Raw genomic sequence first — 17,755 nt, 5'->3', positions numbered from 1 at the left:
ACGGCGGTCGGGGTGGCTCGCCCTTCTGCTACCACCCTGCTACCTTGACCCTATGAGCAGCTCGAAGAAGCAGACACAGCTGCGGCTGGAGCCGGACGTGCTCGCCGCCGGCAAGGATGCCGCGGCCGCACGTGGACTGGACTTCAACCGCTACGTGGAGCGCCTCATCGCCGAGGACACCAGCGGTGCCCGCGCGGCGGGCATGGCCGCGGCCCAGCGCCTCATCGACCACCACGGCGACTTCCTCGCCGACCTGGAAGCCGACCTCGACGCGCAGTACACCGGCGCCCCGAACGCCCGGGGCGCCGCTGCGTGAGCATGTCGCTGCATGTCGACCTGTCCTGGATCCTGGAAGTCGCCGAGCGAGCCGGCCATCGCGATCCCGCACCCGATGACCTGGGCGTCCCGATCGCGGCCGTCTCGCGCCACCGCGCCGAACTGCTCGAACAGCCGGTGTACGGCGGGCCCTACGCCCGCGCCGCCGCCCTGGTTCACACCCTTGGCCGTTGCCGCTGGCTGGAGCGCTCCAACCTCACCGTCGCCTGCACCGTGGCCGTGATGTACCTGAACGCCAGCGGCATACCTGTCGAGCCGACGCGCGAGCAGCTCGCCGACCTGGCCCACGAGCTGTACGACCCCCGCTGTACCGCCGGCCGCATCGCCGAACTGCTGCGCACCTGGCGCCCGTAGCCCCGCCGCCCGAACTCACCCGCGCGAGGCTGCGCAACGGCTGCCTCCAGGCTGAGACAGAGCCCCTTCTCGTTTTCGTTGCGAGGGCCGTGAACCGCTGGGGGCGGTGCATCTTGTGACGGTGCTCCGCGGCCGACCGTTGAGACTGCTTCGGCCATGGCCGTAGAGTCCGGGTGTGTCAGCTGCCGTCGTGAATGACGGTAGGTCGTTGGGAGTTCGGCTCCCGGGTGGGTGGGCATGCTGGAGAGGCATGTCCCTATGCAGGGCTATCTCGATGTCTTGAGAACTTCTGGCCTTCGTGTCCCGTTTCTCGCCATGGTGCTCGGTGCGCTCCCCATCGGCATGCTGGGCCTGGGCTTGTTGCTGTACGTGCACGAGCTGACCGGCTCGCTTGCCGCCGGTGGCCTGGCGGCGGCAGCGTTCGGCCTGGGTAACGCCGCCGGGATGACGGTGCAGGGGCGGCTCATCGACCGCTATGGCCAGGCGAAGATCCTCGCGCATGCGGGCGTCGCCTGTGCAGCCTTTGGCGTCTTGTTGGTTGCCGCAGCGCCTGCTGTCGACCCGCAGGGTTTCGCTGTTGCCACCAGTGCCGGAATGGGAATCTGCATTCCGGCGACCACCGGCAGCATGAGGGTGCTGCTCGCCGAGTCGGTCCGAGGAGCTGAGGCCCGCACGGCCGGGTACGCGCTGCTGGCTGTGTTGTTCCAGCTCGCGCTGCTGACCGGGCCGCTGATCACGTCGCTGCTGCTGGTGTCGACGGGACCGGGCGAGGCCGTGGTGATGGGTGGCGTCCTGGCAGGTGGTGCAGGGCTGCTCTTCTCCACGACAAGGGCTTCCCGGAACTGGAGATCCCTGCGGACCTCCGCCCGGAGTAAGGACCTCCGTAGGAACGGTGGCCTGGCCGTCTTGCTCCTGATCGCGGCAGGAGCGGGACTTTCGGCCGGCATTGTCGCCGTCGCTGTGCCCGCAGCCGCCTTGGCACTGGGCACCGCTGCGGACAGCGGAGTTCTGATCGCCATGGTCTCGGCGGGTGAAATCATCGCAGGGCTGGCCTTCGGAGCCCGCCCGTGGCGCTGGTCACCGGCCCGCCTTCTGCTTGCGACCCTGGCAGGTTGGGCTCTGGCGGTCGGCATGGCAGCGTGGGCCGCGAGCAGCCTTGCCCTGTTGTTCCCCGCTCTGTTCCTGGTAGGTATGTGCGGTGGCCCGTCCGCCATCGCTTCCTCTGCGCTGCTGGACACACTGGCTTCCCGGGCCGCGCTGACAAGGTCGTACACCCTGATGGTGAGCGTCTGGCTGGTGGGTGGCGCGCTGGGCAACGCGGTGGGTGGGGCCATTACGGAAGGCCTTGGACACCGGCAGGCATTTGCGCTCAGCGCCTGCTGGCTCGCTGCCCTTCTCGCCATCGGAACGTTGCTCCGCCGCACTCTTGAGACAGCCCCGCCCTCGATGCCCTGAAGGCGGAGAGGTGCCTCTGAGAGGGGAATTCGTCCCTCCAGCCCCGAGTGATCGCTCGTGCTCGACCCTGGGTGGGACTGCCGAGGGCGTGGTGGTGCGTCGATCTCGTGCGGTGCCGTGGGCGGCGCATCGTCGGGGTGGAGTGCACGTCCGACGCCCCGACGCTGTGTGAGAGCCGCCGGGCCGCCAGATGTTCCGAGCGCCGAGCCCCCGGCCGCCCCGGAGGCGTCCCTGAACGGGCGTGGGTGTCGATGGCTGGCGTGCCTGCTGCAGCGATGCCGCTGCAGCCCCGGTGCGCGTGGTCTTTCCCGGGCCATCTTGTTCTTCTTCGCCGATCGAGAGAGGTGAACGATCGGGAGAAATGGCCGACCGCGAGAAGGGGGTGTCCTGGATCGGCGCCGATGGCGTGTCCTGCTTCGGTTCCGGTGCTCGCATCGCACCCGGGGCTTCCCTCTGTCTGTTTGCGCCCACCCATGCCCGAGTCTGTTTACATCGTCGACCTATCGGCGTAACGTGACCGCGAATCCACACACTCGGGCATGGAACGGATCCAAAACAACATGTATGCACCGGAGCGGCAGCAAGCGATCCTCCGCCTCGCCCGCGAGAGCGGCCGGGTCGACGTGCTGTCCCTGGCCGAGGAGTTCCAGGTCACTGCCGAGACCGTGCGGCGTGATCTGAAAGCGCTGGATCGGGCCGGACTGCTGCGGCGCGTCCATGGCGGCGCGATTCCGGCCGGGCGGCTCGACTTCGAGCCCGATCTCGCCGAGCGCGATGTGGTGGCCATCGACGAGAAGGAGCGCATCGCGGCCGCCGCGCTCGGTGAACTCCCCATCGACGGCAGCGTGATCATCGACGCGGGCAGCACGGCCGTTCGGCTGGCCGCAGTCATCCCGCTCGACGCCCACCTCACCGTGGTCACCCACGCGCTGCCGGTCGCCGCCCGGCTCGCCGACCACCCTGGTATCGCGCTGCATCTCGTTGGTGGCCGTGTGCGGCACCGTACCCGCGCCGCCGTCGACGCCTGGGCGTTGAACGCCTACAGCGAGATCAACGCCGATGTCGTCTTCCTCGCCACCAACGGCTTCTCACCGAGGGGAGGTCTGACCACGCCGGACCTGGCCGAGGCCGCCGTCAAGCGCGCCATGATCCGTGCAGCCCGGCGGGTCGTGCTCCTGGCCGACTCCGCCAAGTTCGGCCAGGAACACTTCGCGCGCTTCGGTGATCTCGCGCAGGTCGATCTGCTCATCACCGATACCGGACTCGGCTCGGACGACGCCCTTGCCGTCGAGGGCCTGGGCACGGAAGTAGTACGCGCATGATCCTCACCGTCACCCCCAATCCCAGCCTGGACCGTACGTACGAGCTGCCCGGACTGACCCGCGGAGCCGTGCTGCGGGCCACCTCCGACCGAGTCGACCCCGGCGGCAAGGGCATCAACGTCTCGCGCGCGGTCGCGGCAGCGGGCCACCGTACGATCGCTGTCGCACCGCTCGGCGGGCCCGAGGGCGCGCTGCTGGCCCGGCTGCTCGGCGAGCACGGCATCGAGGCGGCCGGAGTGCCGATCGTCGGCAGCACGCGTATCAACGTCACGCTCGTCGAACCCGATGGAACGCTGACCAAGGTCAACGCGGTGGGCCCGGAGATCACCGTGGCCGAAGCAGAGTCACTGCTGGATGCCGTACGAACCCGGTCGGCGACCACGGACTGGATCGTCTGCTGCGGCAGTCTGCCGCGCGGCCTGTCCCCGCAGTGGTACGCCGAGTTGGTGGCGCGGAGCCACCGAGCCGGGGCCCGGATCGCCCTCGACACCTCCGGTGCGGCGCTGATCGCGGCGCTGCGGGAGCGCCCCGATGTGATCAAGCCGAACGCGGAGGAGCTCGCCGAGGCCGTCGGTCGCCCACTGGAGACGGTTGGCGACGCCGTGAAGGCTGCGGAGGAACTCCGCGAGCGTGGTGCCCGGTCCGTTCTGGCCAGCCTCGGGGCCGACGGGCAGCTGTTGGTCGACGGTACGGGTACGTACTTCGGCAGCGCCCGCGTGGACGCGGTCCGCAGCAATGTCGGAGCCGGCGACGCCTCCCTCGCGGGCTTCCTCACCGCGGGTGGACGCGGCCCGGCCGCGCTCGCCGCGGCGGTCGCCCACGGCGCGGCTGCCGTGCAGCTGCCCGGCAGCGTCATGCCGACCCCCGCGGAACTCGACCTGTCGGCGGTCACCACGACCACCGACATCGACCTGGATCGACCCCTGACGGAGCCGGCTTCATGACCGCCGGGCATCCGCCACCCAACCCACACCGCCCCGAGTCCCCCGAGCCGCCCGCAGGACGGTCCACGAGCAAGGAGCTCCGCGATGAGTGAACTGATCACCGCGGCACTGGTCGATCTCGATCTGTCTGCCGAGACGAAGTACGACGCCGCCCGGTCGCTCGCCGAGCGGATGGTCGCCGGGGGCCGCGTCAGCGACCTCGACGGCTTCCTCGCCGACGTCGCCGCCCGTGAGGTACAGATGCCGACCGGTCTGGACGGCGGCATCGGCATCCCGCACTGCCGCAGCGAGCATGTCACCGCGCCCACGCTCGCCTTCGGCCGCAGCGACCGGGGCATCGACTTCGGTGCGGCGGACGGTCCGGCGGATCTGATCTTCCTGATAGCGGCGCCGGCCGGGGCCGACGACGACCACCTCACCATCCTGTCCGCCTTGGCGCGACGGCTGATGGACCCCGCCTTCACGAGCGCACTGCGCGCGGAGCGCGCCCCGGCCGCGGCCGCGGCCCTGATCCGAGGTGAGGAGGTCGGGCCGGCCGGCTCGACTTCGGACGCCTCGCCATCGGAGAACGCAGCAGCGGACGGCCGTGCCGCGGACAGCGCCGCACCGACCGACGAACCCTTCCGGATCGTCGCCGTCACCTCATGTCCGACCGGCATCGCGCATACCTACATGGCCGCCGAGTCGCTGGCCGCCGCGGCCCGAGCCGAAGGCGTGGTTCTGGACGTCGAGACACAGGGATCAGCCGGATTCGAAAGGCTCGACCCAGGGCTCATCGACGCTGCCGACGCGGTCATCTGGGCACATGACGTCGAAGTGCGCGAGAAGGCACGGTTCGACGGCAAGCCCGTCGTCGACACCGGAGTCAAGGCAGGTATCAACCGACCGGCCGCTCTGATCGCCGAAGCCAAGCGGCAGGCGGAACGCGGCGCGACCAGCACGGTCACAGGTGGCTCCGCTCAGCAGGACGACGGAGTCACGACCGGCGGTGACCGCGCACACTTCGGGATCCGGTTGCGGACCTACCTGATGTCCGGCGTCAGTTACATGGTGCCGTTCGTCGCCGCAGGCGGGCTCCTCATCGCGCTGTCGTTCGCCATCGGCGGCTACGAAATCGCCAGTGCCAAATCCGTCGCGGACCACTTCGTCTGGGGCGAGGCCGACAGCTGGGCCGCTCTGCTCAACCAGATCGGCACCGCCGCATTCGCCTTCCTGGTTCCGGTACTGGCCGGGTACATCGCGTACGGCATGGCGGACCGGCCCGCGCTCGTCCCCGGGTTCGTCGGCGGTGCCATCGCCCTCACCATCAACGCCGGCTTCCTCGGCGGCCTCGCGGCGGGTCTGCTGGCCGGTGCGGTGGTGATGGCGATCCAACGGGTGAAAGTCCATCCCACGCTGCGCGGCATCATGCCGGTGCTGGTGATTCCCCTGATCGCCTCGGTGGTCGTCGGCTTCCTGATGTTCATCGTCGTCGGCAAGCCGATCGCCTCACTCCAACGAGCCCTTACCGACGGCCTCAACGGGCTCTCCGGCTCGAACGCGATCATTCTCGGCATCGTCCTCGGCCTGATGATGTGCTTCGACATGGGCGGGCCGCTGAACAAGGTGGCTTACGCCTTCGCGGTCGGCGGCCTGGCCGACCCGACGCCCGGCAGCCTGAAGGTGATGGCCGCAGTGATGGCAGCCGGCATGGTGCCGCCGCTGGCCATGGCACTCGCAACCACCGTACGCGGCAGGCTGTTCACCAAGACCGAGCGGGAGAACGGCAGGGCGGCCTGGGTCCTGGGCGCATCCTTCATCAGCGAGGGCGCGATCCCGTTCGCGGCGGCCGACCCTCTCCGGGTGATCCCATCGGTGATGGCCGGTGGCGCCGTGACCGGTGCGCTGTCGATGGCCTTCGGCTGCACTCTGCGCGCCCCGCACGGTGGCATCTTCGTCGTACCCCTCATCGGCGATCCGTTCCTCTACCTGCTGGCCGTTGCCGCCGGTACCGCCGTCGCGACCGCGTTGGTCGTGCTGCTCAAGGGCGTGCGCAAGACCGTGGGGGCGCCGGCCCCGGCGATCGAAGAGTCCCAGATCTCCGTCGCCGCCTGACGGTCCGCCCCGTAACTCCGTTCCCCCATCACCAAACAGGAGAGTTCACCATGCATCAGCGCACTGTCGTCGTGGGTTCCCGCAGCGGTCTGCACGCTCGCCCGGCCTCGTTGCTCGTCCAGGCAGCGACTCGGCAGCCGGTCAAGGTGACCATCAGCCGGGACGGTCGGAGCGGGGTCGACGCCCGGAGTCTGCTCTCCGTGCTCGCCCTCGCGGCCCAGTACGGCGACTCGGTGGTACTGGCCGCGGAGGGCGACGGTGCGGAGGTCGCGGTCGAGGAGCTGGCCACACTCCTCGCCCGTGACCTTGACGCCACGCCCTGATGCCAGCGCCCCCGCCGTCCATTGAGCGCGCAACGGCCCCAGGGGCGGCGGGCGTTGTGCCGGCGCCCGGGCAGTACGTCAATGGCGGCCGTGGTGGGCCAAATTCCGGCGGGAACCCAACCGAAGGGCATACCGCCCGGCTTTTCCGCCGACCAGTCGTGGTTCCGACGCCCCCGAAGGCGCCCTGAAGTCGGCGGTGCAAGGTGCCAGTCACGGTCGACGCAGGAGAAGGTTCAGCTCGTCGCCGTCCTGGACGACAAATCCCAGACGGTCGTAGAGCCGCAGGGCAGGCAGGTTGGTTCGGGCGACGTGCAGGGTGAGGGCGCCCTCGCAGCAGGTCAGTGCCTCGGTAGCCACCCCTCGTCGCCGGTACTCAGGGGCGATCGCGAGGTCGACCACACGGCGGGAACCGTCAGGTTCCGGCCGTGTGAGACGGATCCGGCCGGCTGGAGCACCATCGAACTCGATGATCTCCAGCCGGCCCGACGGATACCGCTCCACCCAGTCGCGCTCACGGGCGTCGTACTGCCGGCCCAGCATGAGCTCGCGCTCACGCTCCGGCCAGGCATTCAGGCCGAGCGAGGATTCGAGGCCGGCTGCGAAGAGCCGCCGCAGAAATGAGGCGTCCGCCTCCTCCTGCGCCCGGAACGTGACGGTGGTGGTCACGCTTGTGAGGGGTAGAGCCCTACGAGCGCGATGATGAAGTTCACGCAGAGGAAGGGTTGCAGGTTGGTGTGCGGCCGGCCGCCCCCGGTCGCGGCGATGGCCGCAGGGTGCATCCCGACCGTCGGGGTCTGGGTGGTGTAGTAGCCACCCTTGGTGGGGGTCGCCCCCGATACCAGGTCGGTGTCCTGGCGTGCGGCGGAACCCGTCAGGGTGTGCGTGTGCGAGGGAATCTGATCGGTTGTCAGAGCAACCGTCTCCGCACCTCCGGACTCGCCGATGGTGCGGGGAGAGAGACCGAGGCCCTGCCCCTGATGCATTGGTAGGCGCCCGCGCAGGTCCGGCAGGGCGAAGGTGGTCAGTCCGTCGCCCCCGTACAAGGTGCCGAGCAGGGTGAACAGGGACGTGTTCTGGCTGATTGGCAGCAACTGGCCGTTGCACAGGGCCCAACCGTCGGGAGCGTAGTTGAAGCCGACCAAGCGGATCTCACCGAGATACGGTTCCGACACCGTTCACTGCCTTTCCGCTGCCGCTCTCGGGCAGCCATGTGTTGACCACAGCCTGATAGGCCGATCCCGGACCGGCCGGAATCAGGAAGAGGGAGGGGGAACCGAGGGCAGAGTCGTCGAGGATGTGGATTCCCTCGTCCAGTGCCGGACCTGAGTGCCCGGCAAAGCGGATCGTGAAGACATCCCCCCGGCCCGGCTTGTCGTTGCTGCGGGTTACGTGCGCCCCGTCCTGCACCGCGACCACCCGCAAGGCGGAACCAGGCCGGCCGGCGACGCGTACGGTCGATCCGACCCGTGCCTTCCAGGCGGCGTGCGAGTAGGCGTCGGTACGACCGGAACCCTCGCCGCCGGCACCGGTGGCGGCGGCTGTCCAGCCCGCGCCGCCTGCGTACGGCACCACGAGGGCTGCGCCGAGGGCGGCTCCGTGCAGTAGAGCCACTCGTCTGGTCACCGTCATCTAGGCCTCCAGGAGGGTGGACCAACGGACATCGCGCAGAAGCCCGGCCGGGTGCTCGACCTCCGCGGCGATGGTGCCGCCCGCCGCAAACGCGATGGGGGTGCCGACGGTTGCTGCGCAAGTACCGGTGGCGTCCGTGGTACAGGTGAGGGCCGTCGCCACTCCGTTGCGGATGACGGTAACGGTGACGCCCTGCGCCGACTCTCCGACCTTTACCCGGAGGGTGCTGATCCGGCCGGCGTCCGGCAGTGGCGTGGCGACGGCATCGGCCGAGGAGCCGAGACCGGCCTGCCCGGAGGCGCCGACGAAGCCCGCCGTCTCGGTGGCATCGACGAAGCTGACGTGGCCTGTCAGGACAGTTGAACCACCCGCCGCCCCGATTGGTCCGGCGGGTCCTTGTGGTCCTGCCGCGCCAGTCGGCCCGGCGGGTCCTTGTGGTCCGGTCGTCCCGGTCGGTCCGGCGGGTCCATGTGGTCCTGCTGCGCCGGGTGGTCCGGGGGGTCCTTGTGGTCCGGTCGTCCCGGTCGTCCCGGTCGGTCCGGCTGGTCCTTGTGGTCCCGCCGCCCCGGGTACTCCGGACTGGTTCCACGACAGCGGGAGCTCGCGCCGGTGGCAGTCCGAGGCGCGCGACACGTACCGCAGAGCACCGGTGCGTGAGTTGTAACAGGCGTGGATCACACCCTGGGACGGGCGCTGCGGCGGCGGGGTGTCTGCGTGGGCGGTGCCGTCGGACAGGGCGAGGCAGCAGAGAGTTGAAACGACTCCCGCCACGGCAGTCACGCGAAGTCGCGTTCTGCCTGCGTGGGTGCGAGATCCGAGACGGGACAAGTTGCCTCCTCAGGAAGGGACGGAACAACAGAGAGATCCATTCGACCGGCGGCCGTCAGGCACGTGGCCGAGGGAAGGCCGGGGCCGGCCCGTCCCGACGGGGAAGCCCGGGCAGAGCGTGTCATCGCCTGACGCCCCGGCAGGCGTCCACACCACCGGGTTCACTCTCCTGGATCTTGAATGCTGGTCCGCCCGGCGCAGTCCGTCAGGGCACGGGTCGACGATCTCCGTGGAGGCAGTCGCGGCGAGTTGCGGCGAAGAAAGCCTGGGCCGCGAAGTGCGAGTGGCTTCACGTCGCCTTCGAGGAACATCTGCGTTCGTTCTATTTCGATGTCTGTGGCTTCAGGGAGACGCCGGCCGGGCTGATCGCCCTCTGAAACCATGGCCCGAGCCCGCAGTCATATGGCGCCCGCTCAGGCCAGGCAGTTGCGGGGGAAGAACGCCCAGGCGATGCCGCCCGCCAGGCGTTGACCGTTCCATTTCGCCATGACCCACTGGCGGCTCTTGGCAACGTAGCGCACGTCGATCTGCTGGCCGGACGGCACAGTGGCGAGCGGGTGCGCGGGTACCGCCGCTCCGGAGCCGTAGGCCGCGGCGGCGCCGATGTTGCCGTAGACGGTGCAGGAGGTGATGGAGGAGGTGACCTTCAGGCCGCCGCCCTTGTTCTCGCTCCACACGCCCCACGGACTACACAGCGGATCGGCGGCCGTGTCCGTGCAGAACACGTTCTCGGAATGCCACCAGTTCAGCTGGTCGGGGCTGCCGTCGGCATTGCTGGAGCCGTTGACGTTCGGCCCGCCCGCGCAGCTGCCGGACATGAAGCCGCCGTGCTCGAAGGCGAATTTGCTGGTGCCGTATGCGTAGGCGCAGCCGTCGAAGCTGCCGCCCGCGTAGCCCCAGGGCCAGCGGTCGATGCCCTCGGTGTTGCCGGCGGTCGCATCTCCGGTGTCGCGGATGTCCATGTGGTCGGGGCCGGGCTTGACGCTGCCGTCGGCAAAGGCGAAGTCCTGGCCGAACAGGTAGCCGACCATCGGGCCGTTGGCCTTGTAGCTCAGCAGCACCCACCCAGGGCCCATCCCGGTCTGGGCGTGGCTGTCCTCGGCGGCACTTTGGATCCGGTTGACGCCGTACCCCCAGGCCTCGGCGGGATGGGGGGTCAGCGCCATCAGCAGTCCGGCGAGGGCGGCGGCGACCGCGGCGATGAGCGCCGGACGGTGGGCAGAGTGGGGGTGCATGCACACTCCTCGTGTCGATGGGGCCCACTCGGGCGGCAGGCCGACGCGAAGAAAGGCTCCCAGGTCATGGACACGCCAACAAGGCCGCATGCGGTGCCCGCGACCTGGACCGCCACGTTCTGCGGAACGCGTCCATGGGATCAGCCGTGATCGCCGGTCGACCCAGGGGAGTTCGACCGGCGATCACTGCCATCCGTGCCGATCCGGCACCAGCGGCCTACGCGTCGGGCCCGTAGGTCCCGAACTCCGGAAGCCCCGTCGATTCGAAGGTGTGCACCGAGAGACCGCCCGGTGTCGTCCGATGGCTGACGAGTCGCAGGCCCGCCGGTGCTCCGCCGTCCGGGAACAGGCGTCGGCCCTGGCCCACCACGACCGGGGCGATCACGAGGCGCAAGGTATCGATCAGCCCGGCAGCCAGCAGAGACTGGGCCAGCCGGGCGCTGCCGTGGATCTGCAGTTCCCGGCCGGGCTGCCGCTTCAGCTCGGCGACCTGGGCGGGGATGTCGCCGGACAGGATGGTGGTCGGAATCCACTCGGCCTTGGCCAGGCTGCGGGAGGCCACGTATTTCGGCAGGCCGTTCAAGATGCCCGCGAAGGGATGGTCGGTCATCTTCGGCCAGTCCCGCGCGAAGTTCTCGTAGGTACGGCGGCCGAACAGGAATGCGTCCACCTCGCCGAGCCAGGTGCCGACGAGTCGGTCGAACTCCTCGTCCAGGTGCGGCACGAACCAGCCACCCCGGGTGAACCCGTCGCTGGTGTCCTCGTCCGGGGACCCCGGCCCCTGGGAGACACCGTCGAGTGTCAGGAACTCCTGCACAACCAGCTTCATCGCGCACCACTCTCTTCGACCCGGAGGCCGATTCAGCCGCTTCGGCGGGGAGACGCGACCGTCTCCACTCCTTGGACGCCGTGGCGCGCAGAGACTCATCGGTCCGGCCGCTGATGACCGTGACGGCCTGTGCGAGCCCGCCGCTGCTCCTTACACAGACTTGCAGGTCGGATACCGGCGAGGAGCGCACAGGACCTGCCCTTCAACCGGACGGGGGATTCGGGGCGCCGGCCGCGGGTGCGTAGGAACGCCACGCTCGCTGCCGTGTCCCAGGGCTGGAGAAATGAAGCTGCGCGGATTTCACCCGCGCCCTGTGTCGTGTTCTCCTGGCCCTTTCCCTCGGCGCCGCCTGTTGGGAAGGCGTCATCTTCTTGGTGAGGGAGACGTAACCACCCCGCGAGGAAGGGGGACGGTCCGAAGCGGCGTCGTGAACCGTTGATGAAGCCCCCGGGAGGGTCCGCTCATGGGAAATGGGTAGGCAGGATGCCCGGTGATTTCGGTCTGGGAGGATGTGCCGCATGGATGTACGCAGCAGGAACCATGTGACGGTGACCGGGCGGTCCGGGGGGCCGGTGGTGATGCTCGCACACGGATTCGGGTGCGACCAGAACATGTGGCGTCTTGTCGTACCGGCATTGGAGCGCGATTTCACCGTGGTGCTCTTCGACCACGTCGGCGCGGGGCGTTCCGACCTGTCGGCGTGGAGTCAGGAGCGCCATGCGGCGCTGGACGGGTACGTCGACGATGTGCTGGAGATCTGCAACGAGTTGGCGCTCGGGCCGGTGACCTTCGTGGGGCATTCGGTGAGCGCGATGATGGGCGTGCTGGCCGCCGCGCGGGAGCCGGAGGCGTTCGCCGGTCTGGTGCTGCTCGCCCCGTCACCGTGCTTCATCGACGATCCGGCCACTGGCTACCGGGGCGGGTTCAGTGCCGCGGACATCGACGAGCTGCTGGAGTCGCTGGAGGCGAACTATCTGGGATGGTCGGGTGCGATGGCGCCGGTCATCATGGGTAACCCGGAGCGGCCGGAGCTCGGCGAGGAGCTGACCAACAGTTTCTGCCGCACCGATCCGGACATCGCACGCGTCTTTGCGCGGGTGACGTTCCTGTCCGACAACCGCGCGGACCTTGCCCGGGTAGGCGTTCCCACGCTGGTTGCTCAGTGCTCCAGCGACGCGATCGCGCCGCCTGAGGTGGGCGCGTTCGTCCACGCGCAGATGCCCGGCAGTCGACTCGTTACGTTGAACGCGACGGGGCACTGTCCCCAGCTTGCCGCGCCGGAGGAGACAACTGCGGCGATCGCCGCATTCGTGGGAACCACCAGATGATGGGCAGGACCGGCGATGAGAAAGAGGGCCGGAGCCCGGAAGCGGGCGTGAAGCCGGTCGGGCAGGCGGAGTTCTCCGTGTTGCTGGAGGACAGTGCCGAGGACCTGTACGAGCATGCCCCGTGCGGCTACCTGTCCACCCTGCTGGACGGCCAGATAGCCAAGGTAAATGCCACATTGCTGGACTGGCTCGGCTACGAGCGCGGTGACCTGGTGGGCCGCAAGCACTTCTCCGACCTGTTGAGCGTCGGCGGGCGGCTCTATCACGAGACGCATTTCGCGCCGCTGCTGCGCATGCAGGGTGAGATCAGTGGCATCGCCCTGGAGCTCAGGACCGCCGACGGCTCCCGTCTTCCGGTCCTGGTCACCTCGACCGTGAAGACGGACAGCGACGGGCAGCCGTTGCTGATCCGTACCACCCTCGTCGACGCCCGTGACCGCCGTGCCTACGAAACCGAACTGCTGCGAGCCCGCCAGGAAGCCGAGCAGGAACGCGAACGCCTCAAGCGCCTCAACACCACCCTGCAGAAGACACTTCTGCCGCCCGCCCTGGCAAACGTGCCCGGCTTGGACGTCGCTGCGCACTATCACGTCGCTTCGGCCGACGAGGTCGGCGGCGACTTCTACGACCTCTTCCCGCTGGCCGCCGGAACCTGGGGGTTGTTCCTCGGTGACGTGTGCGGCAAAGGTGCCGCCGCCGCGGCCGTGACCTCTCTCGCCCGCTACACGCTGCGTGCCGCCGCGGTCTACGACCCGGACCCCGCAGCCGTGCTCGGCAACCTCAACACCGTCTTGAACCATGAATACAGCGGAGCTGACCCCCGGTTCTGCACCGTGATCTTCGGCCTGCTCACGCCTTACGGCGACCAGGGCGGTTTCCGCGTCACCCTGGCCAGCGGCGGACATCCCGCCGCCCTGCTGATGCGTGCCGACGGCACGGCCGACTACCTGCCCACCCCCGGCGGCCAGCTCATCGGCGTCCTGCCCGACGCTCACATCGCCACCACCACCATCCGCCTGAACCCCGGCGACACCCTGCTGCTCCACACCGACGGCCTCACCGAAGCCCACACCGCGAGCACCGGAGCCGGCGACCGATACGGCGACGAAGCCCTCCTCGACTTCGCCCGTGCCCTCGCACCCACCACCGCCACGGACACGATCGTCGCGATCCGGGACCTGCTCGACACCTTCGGAACCGGAGTGGACGACGACACCGCCGCCCTGGCCATCAACGTGCCCCGACCCACCAGTGAAGAGCAGCAGTGACCGAACAACTGACTCTCCGTACCCGTGCCACTCCCGCCGGACCGATCATGGAACTGGCCGGGGAACTTGACCGCCACACGGCCTCCGACGTCCGCACCGTGCTGCTGGCGCTCGACCTGCGAGCGGGGCAACAGCTCGTCCTCGATCTCGGACGCCTCACGTTCTGCGACTCCACCGGGATCACTGTCCTGATAGCTGCCCGCAACCACGCCCTGGCCGCGAACGCGGCCATCGTCCTGGCCGCGGTCCCCGACCGTGTCAGCCGAATCTTCCGCATCGTGGGCCTGGAGCAGGTCTTCCCCACGCACACCACCGCCCAAGCCGCCGAAGCCGCCTGGCAGCCGGCACCGAGCTGACTCGGCTCACTCAGCAACCCCTCCCGGCCCATGAGCGTGAGTTCGCTGAGCAGCGTCGAAGTCTTTCAAACCGGCGGCCAAGATGCCCAGTTGAGCTGACAGTGTGGTGAAGCCCCTGGTAGATGGGTTTTCGACCAAGAGAATCGTCTCCACTAGAGGGTTCAACAATCGCCACCTGCCCTCCTCGGTGTAGGAGACGTGGAACAACCAACCGATTGATTACCCATGTGGTTGTCATGCCCGGCCTCGGCTGACTCTTGGGCGCAGATGGCATCGCCACTTGGGGCGGGCCGATCGTGGGCGTCCAGGCGAGCCACGGTGCTGAGGCCGAAGCGGGCGGCGAGGGCTACCTCAAGTCTCTCGTTGCGTCGTCGAGGACTGCTTGACTTCCGAAAGCAGTCGGGCGAGTGACGCGATCTGGTCGAGGTCGTCTGATTTAGCACTTCATCTGGCGGCACTGAGCGCTCCGGTCGGCGAGCTGAGCCTTGCGGCCGACAAGCGAGTTGATCTCTGTTTGGCGACGGTGCCCGCATCGTTGCAGAGCGGGTGCATAGGATCGACGGCATGGCTCTGCGACCTGTTCAGGTGAACATAAAGGCTCTTGATGACGCGGCGGTCGGCCGGTTCTGGGCGGAGGCCCTCGGATGGGGTGTTTCCAGCGAGGGACCCGGCGTGACCAACGTCGAACCCGGCGGCGGCTTCGTCTGGCCGGACGCTGTTGCCGTCTGCGTCGACGTCGTTACCGTCGCGGAACCCAAGACAACAACAAAGAACCGTGTGCACCTCGATCTCGCCACCACCTCTCTGGCCCACCAGGCAGAGTTGGTCGCGCGCCTCCAGGCTCTCGGTGCGACGCCCGTGGACGTGGGGCAGGGACAAGTGCCGTGGACGGTCCTCGCCGACCCCGAGGGCAACGAGTTCTGCGTGCTGGAGCCTCGGGAGATCTACCGGGACACCGGGCCGATCGCCACGGTGGTGGTCGACTGTGAAGATCCACGGAACATGGCCCGGTTCTGGGACGAGGCGATGGACTGGACCCTGCACGAGGTGACCGACGATCATGCGGTGTTGCGTTCCGCCAAGGGTGTCGGCCCGTATCTCGAGTTCCTCCGCAAGCCCGGCGGGAAGACCGTGCCGGACCGCGTCCATCTTGACCTGCTGCCGTACCCCGGTGAGGATCAAGAGGCGGAGGTGACCCGGCTACGGGCCCTCGGTGCCACCGACCTCGACCTGGGCCAGGGGGACGTCCCGTGGAGGTGTCTGACCGACCCGGAGGGCCACGAGTTCTGCGTCCTCGCCCCGTCCTCCTGACGCGGAGCCTCAACGGCACCCCGACATCTGAGCTTTGTGTGCTCATGCGCCATGCCCCGGGTGGGTTGGGCTGCAGCGTCCCGGTCGATTCAATTGGAGGCACTATGAAGCTCTTGCTCACGTCAGGCGGCGTCACGAACCCAAGCATCCACTTGGCGCTCGTGCAGCTCCTCGGCAAGCCGACCGCCGAGTGCCACGCCCTCTGTGTCCCGACAGCACAGTGGGGTCACCCGATGTGCGGTCCGACATCGGTGCGGGGCTTCGTAGCCGCCGAACCCGAGGGGCTGCACCTGTCCGGCCTGGGCTGGGCGTCGCTCGGTGTCCTCGAGCTCACCGCACTGCCCACCATCGGCGCGGAGCGATGGGTCCCCTGGCTCCGGGAGGCCGACGTGCTCCTGGTCGACGGCGGCGACGCGACGTATCTGTGCCACTGGATGCGGGAGTCCGGGCTGGCCGATCTGCTGCCTTCGCTGCCCGACACGGTCTGGGTGGGAGTGAGTGCCGGAAGCATGGTGATGACGCCCCGGATCGGAGCGTACTTCGCCGAGTGGCCGTCCGCGCCGGACGACCGCACCCTGGGAGTCGTCGACTTCTCGATCTTTCCGCACCTGGACGCCTTCCCGCAGAACACCCTGGCGGACGCAGAGCGGTGGGCCGCCGACATCGGCGTTCCGGCCTACGCCATCGACGAACAGACGGCCATCAAGGTCGTCGACGCCTCCGTCGAGGTGATCTCCGAAGGGCAATGGACGAAGTTCGGGTCATAGCCGCCTGGCATTCGTGACGTCGCACCGTTGGACGTGACCTTGTCGCCTTGCAGCACTTCCACCGCGTGTTCTTGGTGAGGTGCCTGCACCTGGCAAGATCGGGCGGTGACCGCACGGCGAAGAGCAGTCCTTGACCGGTGGCAATCGTTGCTCCGCGAGGTGGCGATCCTCGTCGCGGTTCGGTTCGCGCCGGGGTGAACCCCAGTCGAGGACAGGAGAGTTCGCGACCGGATTCTCTCTGCGTGGAATGAACGAACCGCCGGCCGCTGGTTGACAGGCTGACCGACCGCCGAGGCTCCCACGCGCTGCTGATCACGCGTCGTGCTGAAAAGCAGCTGGTCCTGGCCACTATGACACGAACCGGACTAGTGGCACGATAGTCGCACAAGCAGTATCAACGGTCGATACGTGTCTCCTGGGGCGCCCATGAACATTCGGCTCCGCTTCCGACTCTTCGCTGCAACAGCCGGGACCGGCCTGGTGCTCACCGCCTGCGGGAGTTCCGGCTCGCCCCCGAGCGCGTCAGGGCCGTCCGCCGCACCGGGCACATCGTCGCCGTCGCGGTCGGCCACCGTCTCCGTACCGTCGGGCCCCTCGGCGATCACCCCACCGGGCACGTCGGCGCCGACCACGCCGGGGCCCGGGGGCGGCGCGCCGCCGCTCGGCTCTGGGCGCTTCCAGCCGATGTGGCCCTTCACCACGCTCGCCGAAGCCCGGGCGTGGGAGCGTGACTTCCACTCCACCGGCCACCAGCCCTGGCATCTCGACCCTGACGAGACCGCACTGTCTTTCACCCAGGGCTACCTGGGCTTCCAGGACATCGACCGCGTCACCGCGCACATCGTCAGAGGTCCGGACGCCCGTATCGGCGTCGGGCTGAGCAGGCCCGCGGGAGTCACGGGCACTGCGGCGGTCATCCACCTCGTGCGGTACGGCACCGGCCCGGATGCCCCGTGGGAGGTCGTGGGCACCGACGACACGACGTTCTCCCTGACCAATCCCGGATACGGGTTGATCGTCCGCTCCCCCCTGCTGACCGGCGGGCGGATCACCGGCGTGGACGAGAGAATCCGCATACAGGTGCGCCAGCCGTCGTCCGCGGCACCGCTAGGCACCTCCTGCTGCACGGCGGCAGGCGGCAACGGCCGCCACTGGAAAGAGTCTGTGTCCTTCTCCGGCCCCGGCGACCCGGTGCTCACGGTCGTCGCGTCCACCGGCGGGCACATCGCCGAAGTCGAACGCTTCACAGTCACCGCGGTGCGCACCGGCTGACCGGTTAGTGCTCGCTGTCGAAGCCGGTGGGTCGGCCGCCTCGGGAGCCACGGTTCTGGCGGTGTCTTTGCTGGTCGAGGCGTTCGGGGATGATGTGCTGGATT

Annotated in this window: 19 protein-coding genes and 1 pseudogene; 14 read left to right on the top strand and 6 right to left on the bottom strand. The window is 68.9% G+C overall.

The window, feature by feature from the left end; all coding sequences use genetic code 11:
• Positions 1-52 precede the first annotated feature (52 nt).
• From ACFYP5_RS31925 to ACFYP5_RS31895, 7 genes are all read left to right on the top strand, one after another.
• Positions 53-316 carry a hypothetical protein gene (locus tag ACFYP5_RS31925; RefSeq protein WP_389042353.1) on the top strand — a complete coding sequence of 88 codons (264 nt, stop codon included), beginning with the start codon at positions 53-55 and terminating at the stop codon, positions 314-316.
• Positions 317-318: 2 nt separating this feature from the next.
• On the top strand, positions 319-690 hold the full coding sequence (locus ACFYP5_RS31920; protein ID WP_389042551.1) for a fic family toxin-antitoxin system, toxin component: 372 nt from the start codon (positions 319-321) through the stop codon (positions 688-690).
• A gap of 258 nt (positions 691-948) precedes the next feature.
• Positions 949-2,145 carry an MFS transporter gene (locus ACFYP5_RS31915; protein ID WP_389042351.1) on the top strand — a complete coding sequence of 399 codons (1,197 nt, stop codon included), beginning with the start codon at positions 949-951 and terminating at the stop codon, positions 2,143-2,145.
• Between the two features lie 560 nt (positions 2,146-2,705).
• Positions 2,706-3,467 carry a DeoR/GlpR family DNA-binding transcription regulator gene (locus tag ACFYP5_RS31910; RefSeq protein WP_389042549.1) on the top strand — a complete coding sequence of 254 codons (762 nt, stop codon included), beginning with the start codon at positions 2,706-2,708 and terminating at the stop codon, positions 3,465-3,467.
• Complete coding sequence (gene pfkB / locus ACFYP5_RS31905; RefSeq protein ID WP_389042349.1) at positions 3,464-4,411, top strand: 1-phosphofructokinase; 948 nt, start codon at positions 3,464-3,466, stop codon at positions 4,409-4,411. Before ACFYP5_RS31910 ends, pfkB begins: the two co-directional genes overlap by 4 nt.
• Positions 4,412-4,495: 84 nt before the next feature.
• Positions 4,496-6,505, top strand: a complete 2,010-nt coding sequence (locus tag ACFYP5_RS31900; RefSeq protein ID WP_389042348.1) for a fructose-specific PTS transporter subunit EIIC — start codon at positions 4,496-4,498, stop codon at positions 6,503-6,505.
• A 50-nt stretch (positions 6,506-6,555) separates the two neighbouring features.
• Positions 6,556-6,828 (top strand): HPr family phosphocarrier protein, encoded by a 273-nt coding sequence (locus ACFYP5_RS31895; protein ID WP_389042346.1) that lies wholly within the window; start codon positions 6,556-6,558, stop codon positions 6,826-6,828.
• 210 nt (positions 6,829-7,038) lie between these two features.
• Here the strand turns inward: ACFYP5_RS31895 and ACFYP5_RS31890 are convergent, their stop codons facing one another.
• The 4 genes from ACFYP5_RS31890 to ACFYP5_RS31875 are packed head-to-tail and all read right to left on the bottom strand — an operon-like array spanning position 7,039 to position 9,237.
• Positions 7,039-7,494 (bottom strand): GNAT family N-acetyltransferase, encoded by a 456-nt coding sequence (locus ACFYP5_RS31890; protein ID WP_389042344.1) that lies wholly within the window; start codon positions 7,492-7,494, stop codon positions 7,039-7,041.
• Positions 7,491-8,000: a phage tail protein gene (locus ACFYP5_RS31885; protein WP_389042342.1), complete on the bottom strand. Its 510-nt coding sequence runs from the start codon at positions 7,998-8,000 to the stop codon at positions 7,491-7,493. The genes ACFYP5_RS31890 and ACFYP5_RS31885 overlap by 4 nt, the downstream gene beginning before the upstream one ends.
• On the bottom strand, positions 7,978-8,457 hold the full coding sequence (locus ACFYP5_RS31880) for a DUF6916 family protein (RefSeq protein ID WP_389042341.1): 480 nt from the start codon (positions 8,455-8,457) through the stop codon (positions 7,978-7,980). Before ACFYP5_RS31880 ends, ACFYP5_RS31885 begins: the two co-directional genes overlap by 23 nt.
• Complete coding sequence (locus ACFYP5_RS31875; RefSeq protein WP_389042339.1) at positions 8,458-9,237, bottom strand: hypothetical protein; 780 nt, start codon at positions 9,235-9,237, stop codon at positions 8,458-8,460.
• A gap of 299 nt (positions 9,238-9,536) precedes the next feature.
• On the opposite strand from ACFYP5_RS31875, the pseudogene ACFYP5_RS31870 reads away from it, so the two are divergent.
• Positions 9,537-9,662: pseudogene (locus tag ACFYP5_RS31870) on the top strand (GNAT family N-acetyltransferase); the annotation flags it as partial.
• Between the two features lie 36 nt (positions 9,663-9,698).
• Here ACFYP5_RS31870 and ACFYP5_RS31865 read toward each other — a convergent pair.
• Positions 9,699-10,520 (bottom strand): hypothetical protein, encoded by an 822-nt coding sequence (locus ACFYP5_RS31865; RefSeq protein WP_389042337.1) that lies wholly within the window; start codon positions 10,518-10,520, stop codon positions 9,699-9,701.
• A 217-nt stretch (positions 10,521-10,737) separates the two neighbouring features.
• On the bottom strand, positions 10,738-11,349 hold the full coding sequence (locus ACFYP5_RS31860) for a dihydrofolate reductase family protein (protein ID WP_389042335.1): 612 nt from the start codon (positions 11,347-11,349) through the stop codon (positions 10,738-10,740).
• A 518-nt stretch (positions 11,350-11,867) separates the two neighbouring features.
• On the opposite strand from ACFYP5_RS31860, the gene ACFYP5_RS31855 reads away from it, so the two are divergent.
• The 6 genes from ACFYP5_RS31855 (at position 11,868) to ACFYP5_RS31830 (ending at position 17,651) form a co-directional block, all read left to right on the top strand.
• A complete protein-coding gene (locus tag ACFYP5_RS31855; protein ID WP_389042333.1) occupies positions 11,868-12,677 on the top strand; it encodes an alpha/beta fold hydrolase in 810 nt (269 codons plus the stop codon).
• Positions 12,677-13,945, top strand: coding sequence for a PP2C family protein-serine/threonine phosphatase (locus tag ACFYP5_RS31850; protein ID WP_389042547.1), 1,269 nt, complete (start codon positions 12,677-12,679; stop codon positions 13,943-13,945). Before ACFYP5_RS31855 ends, ACFYP5_RS31850 begins: the two co-directional genes overlap by 1 nt.
• On the top strand, positions 13,942-14,301 hold the full coding sequence (locus ACFYP5_RS31845) for an STAS domain-containing protein (RefSeq protein WP_389042332.1): 360 nt from the start codon (positions 13,942-13,944) through the stop codon (positions 14,299-14,301). The genes ACFYP5_RS31850 and ACFYP5_RS31845 overlap by 4 nt, the downstream gene beginning before the upstream one ends.
• 564 nt (positions 14,302-14,865) lie before the next feature.
• Complete coding sequence (locus ACFYP5_RS31840; protein ID WP_389042330.1) at positions 14,866-15,612, top strand: VOC family protein; 747 nt, start codon at positions 14,866-14,868, stop codon at positions 15,610-15,612.
• A gap of 104 nt (positions 15,613-15,716) precedes the next feature.
• A complete protein-coding gene (locus ACFYP5_RS31835) occupies positions 15,717-16,379 on the top strand; it encodes a Type 1 glutamine amidotransferase-like domain-containing protein (RefSeq protein WP_389042328.1) in 663 nt (220 codons plus the stop codon).
• A gap of 426 nt (positions 16,380-16,805) precedes the next feature.
• Entirely contained in the window at positions 16,806-17,651 is an 846-nt protein-coding gene (locus ACFYP5_RS31830) for a hypothetical protein (RefSeq protein WP_389042326.1), read from the top strand.
• The last annotated feature ends 104 nt before the right edge of the window (positions 17,652-17,755 follow it).

Source organism: Streptomyces sp. NPDC005262 (genome assembly GCF_042872425.1).
In the GTDB taxonomy this organism is placed as follows: domain Bacteria; phylum Actinomycetota; class Actinomycetes; order Streptomycetales; family Streptomycetaceae; genus Streptomyces.
This window is presented reverse-complemented; position numbering and strand designations above follow the sequence as displayed.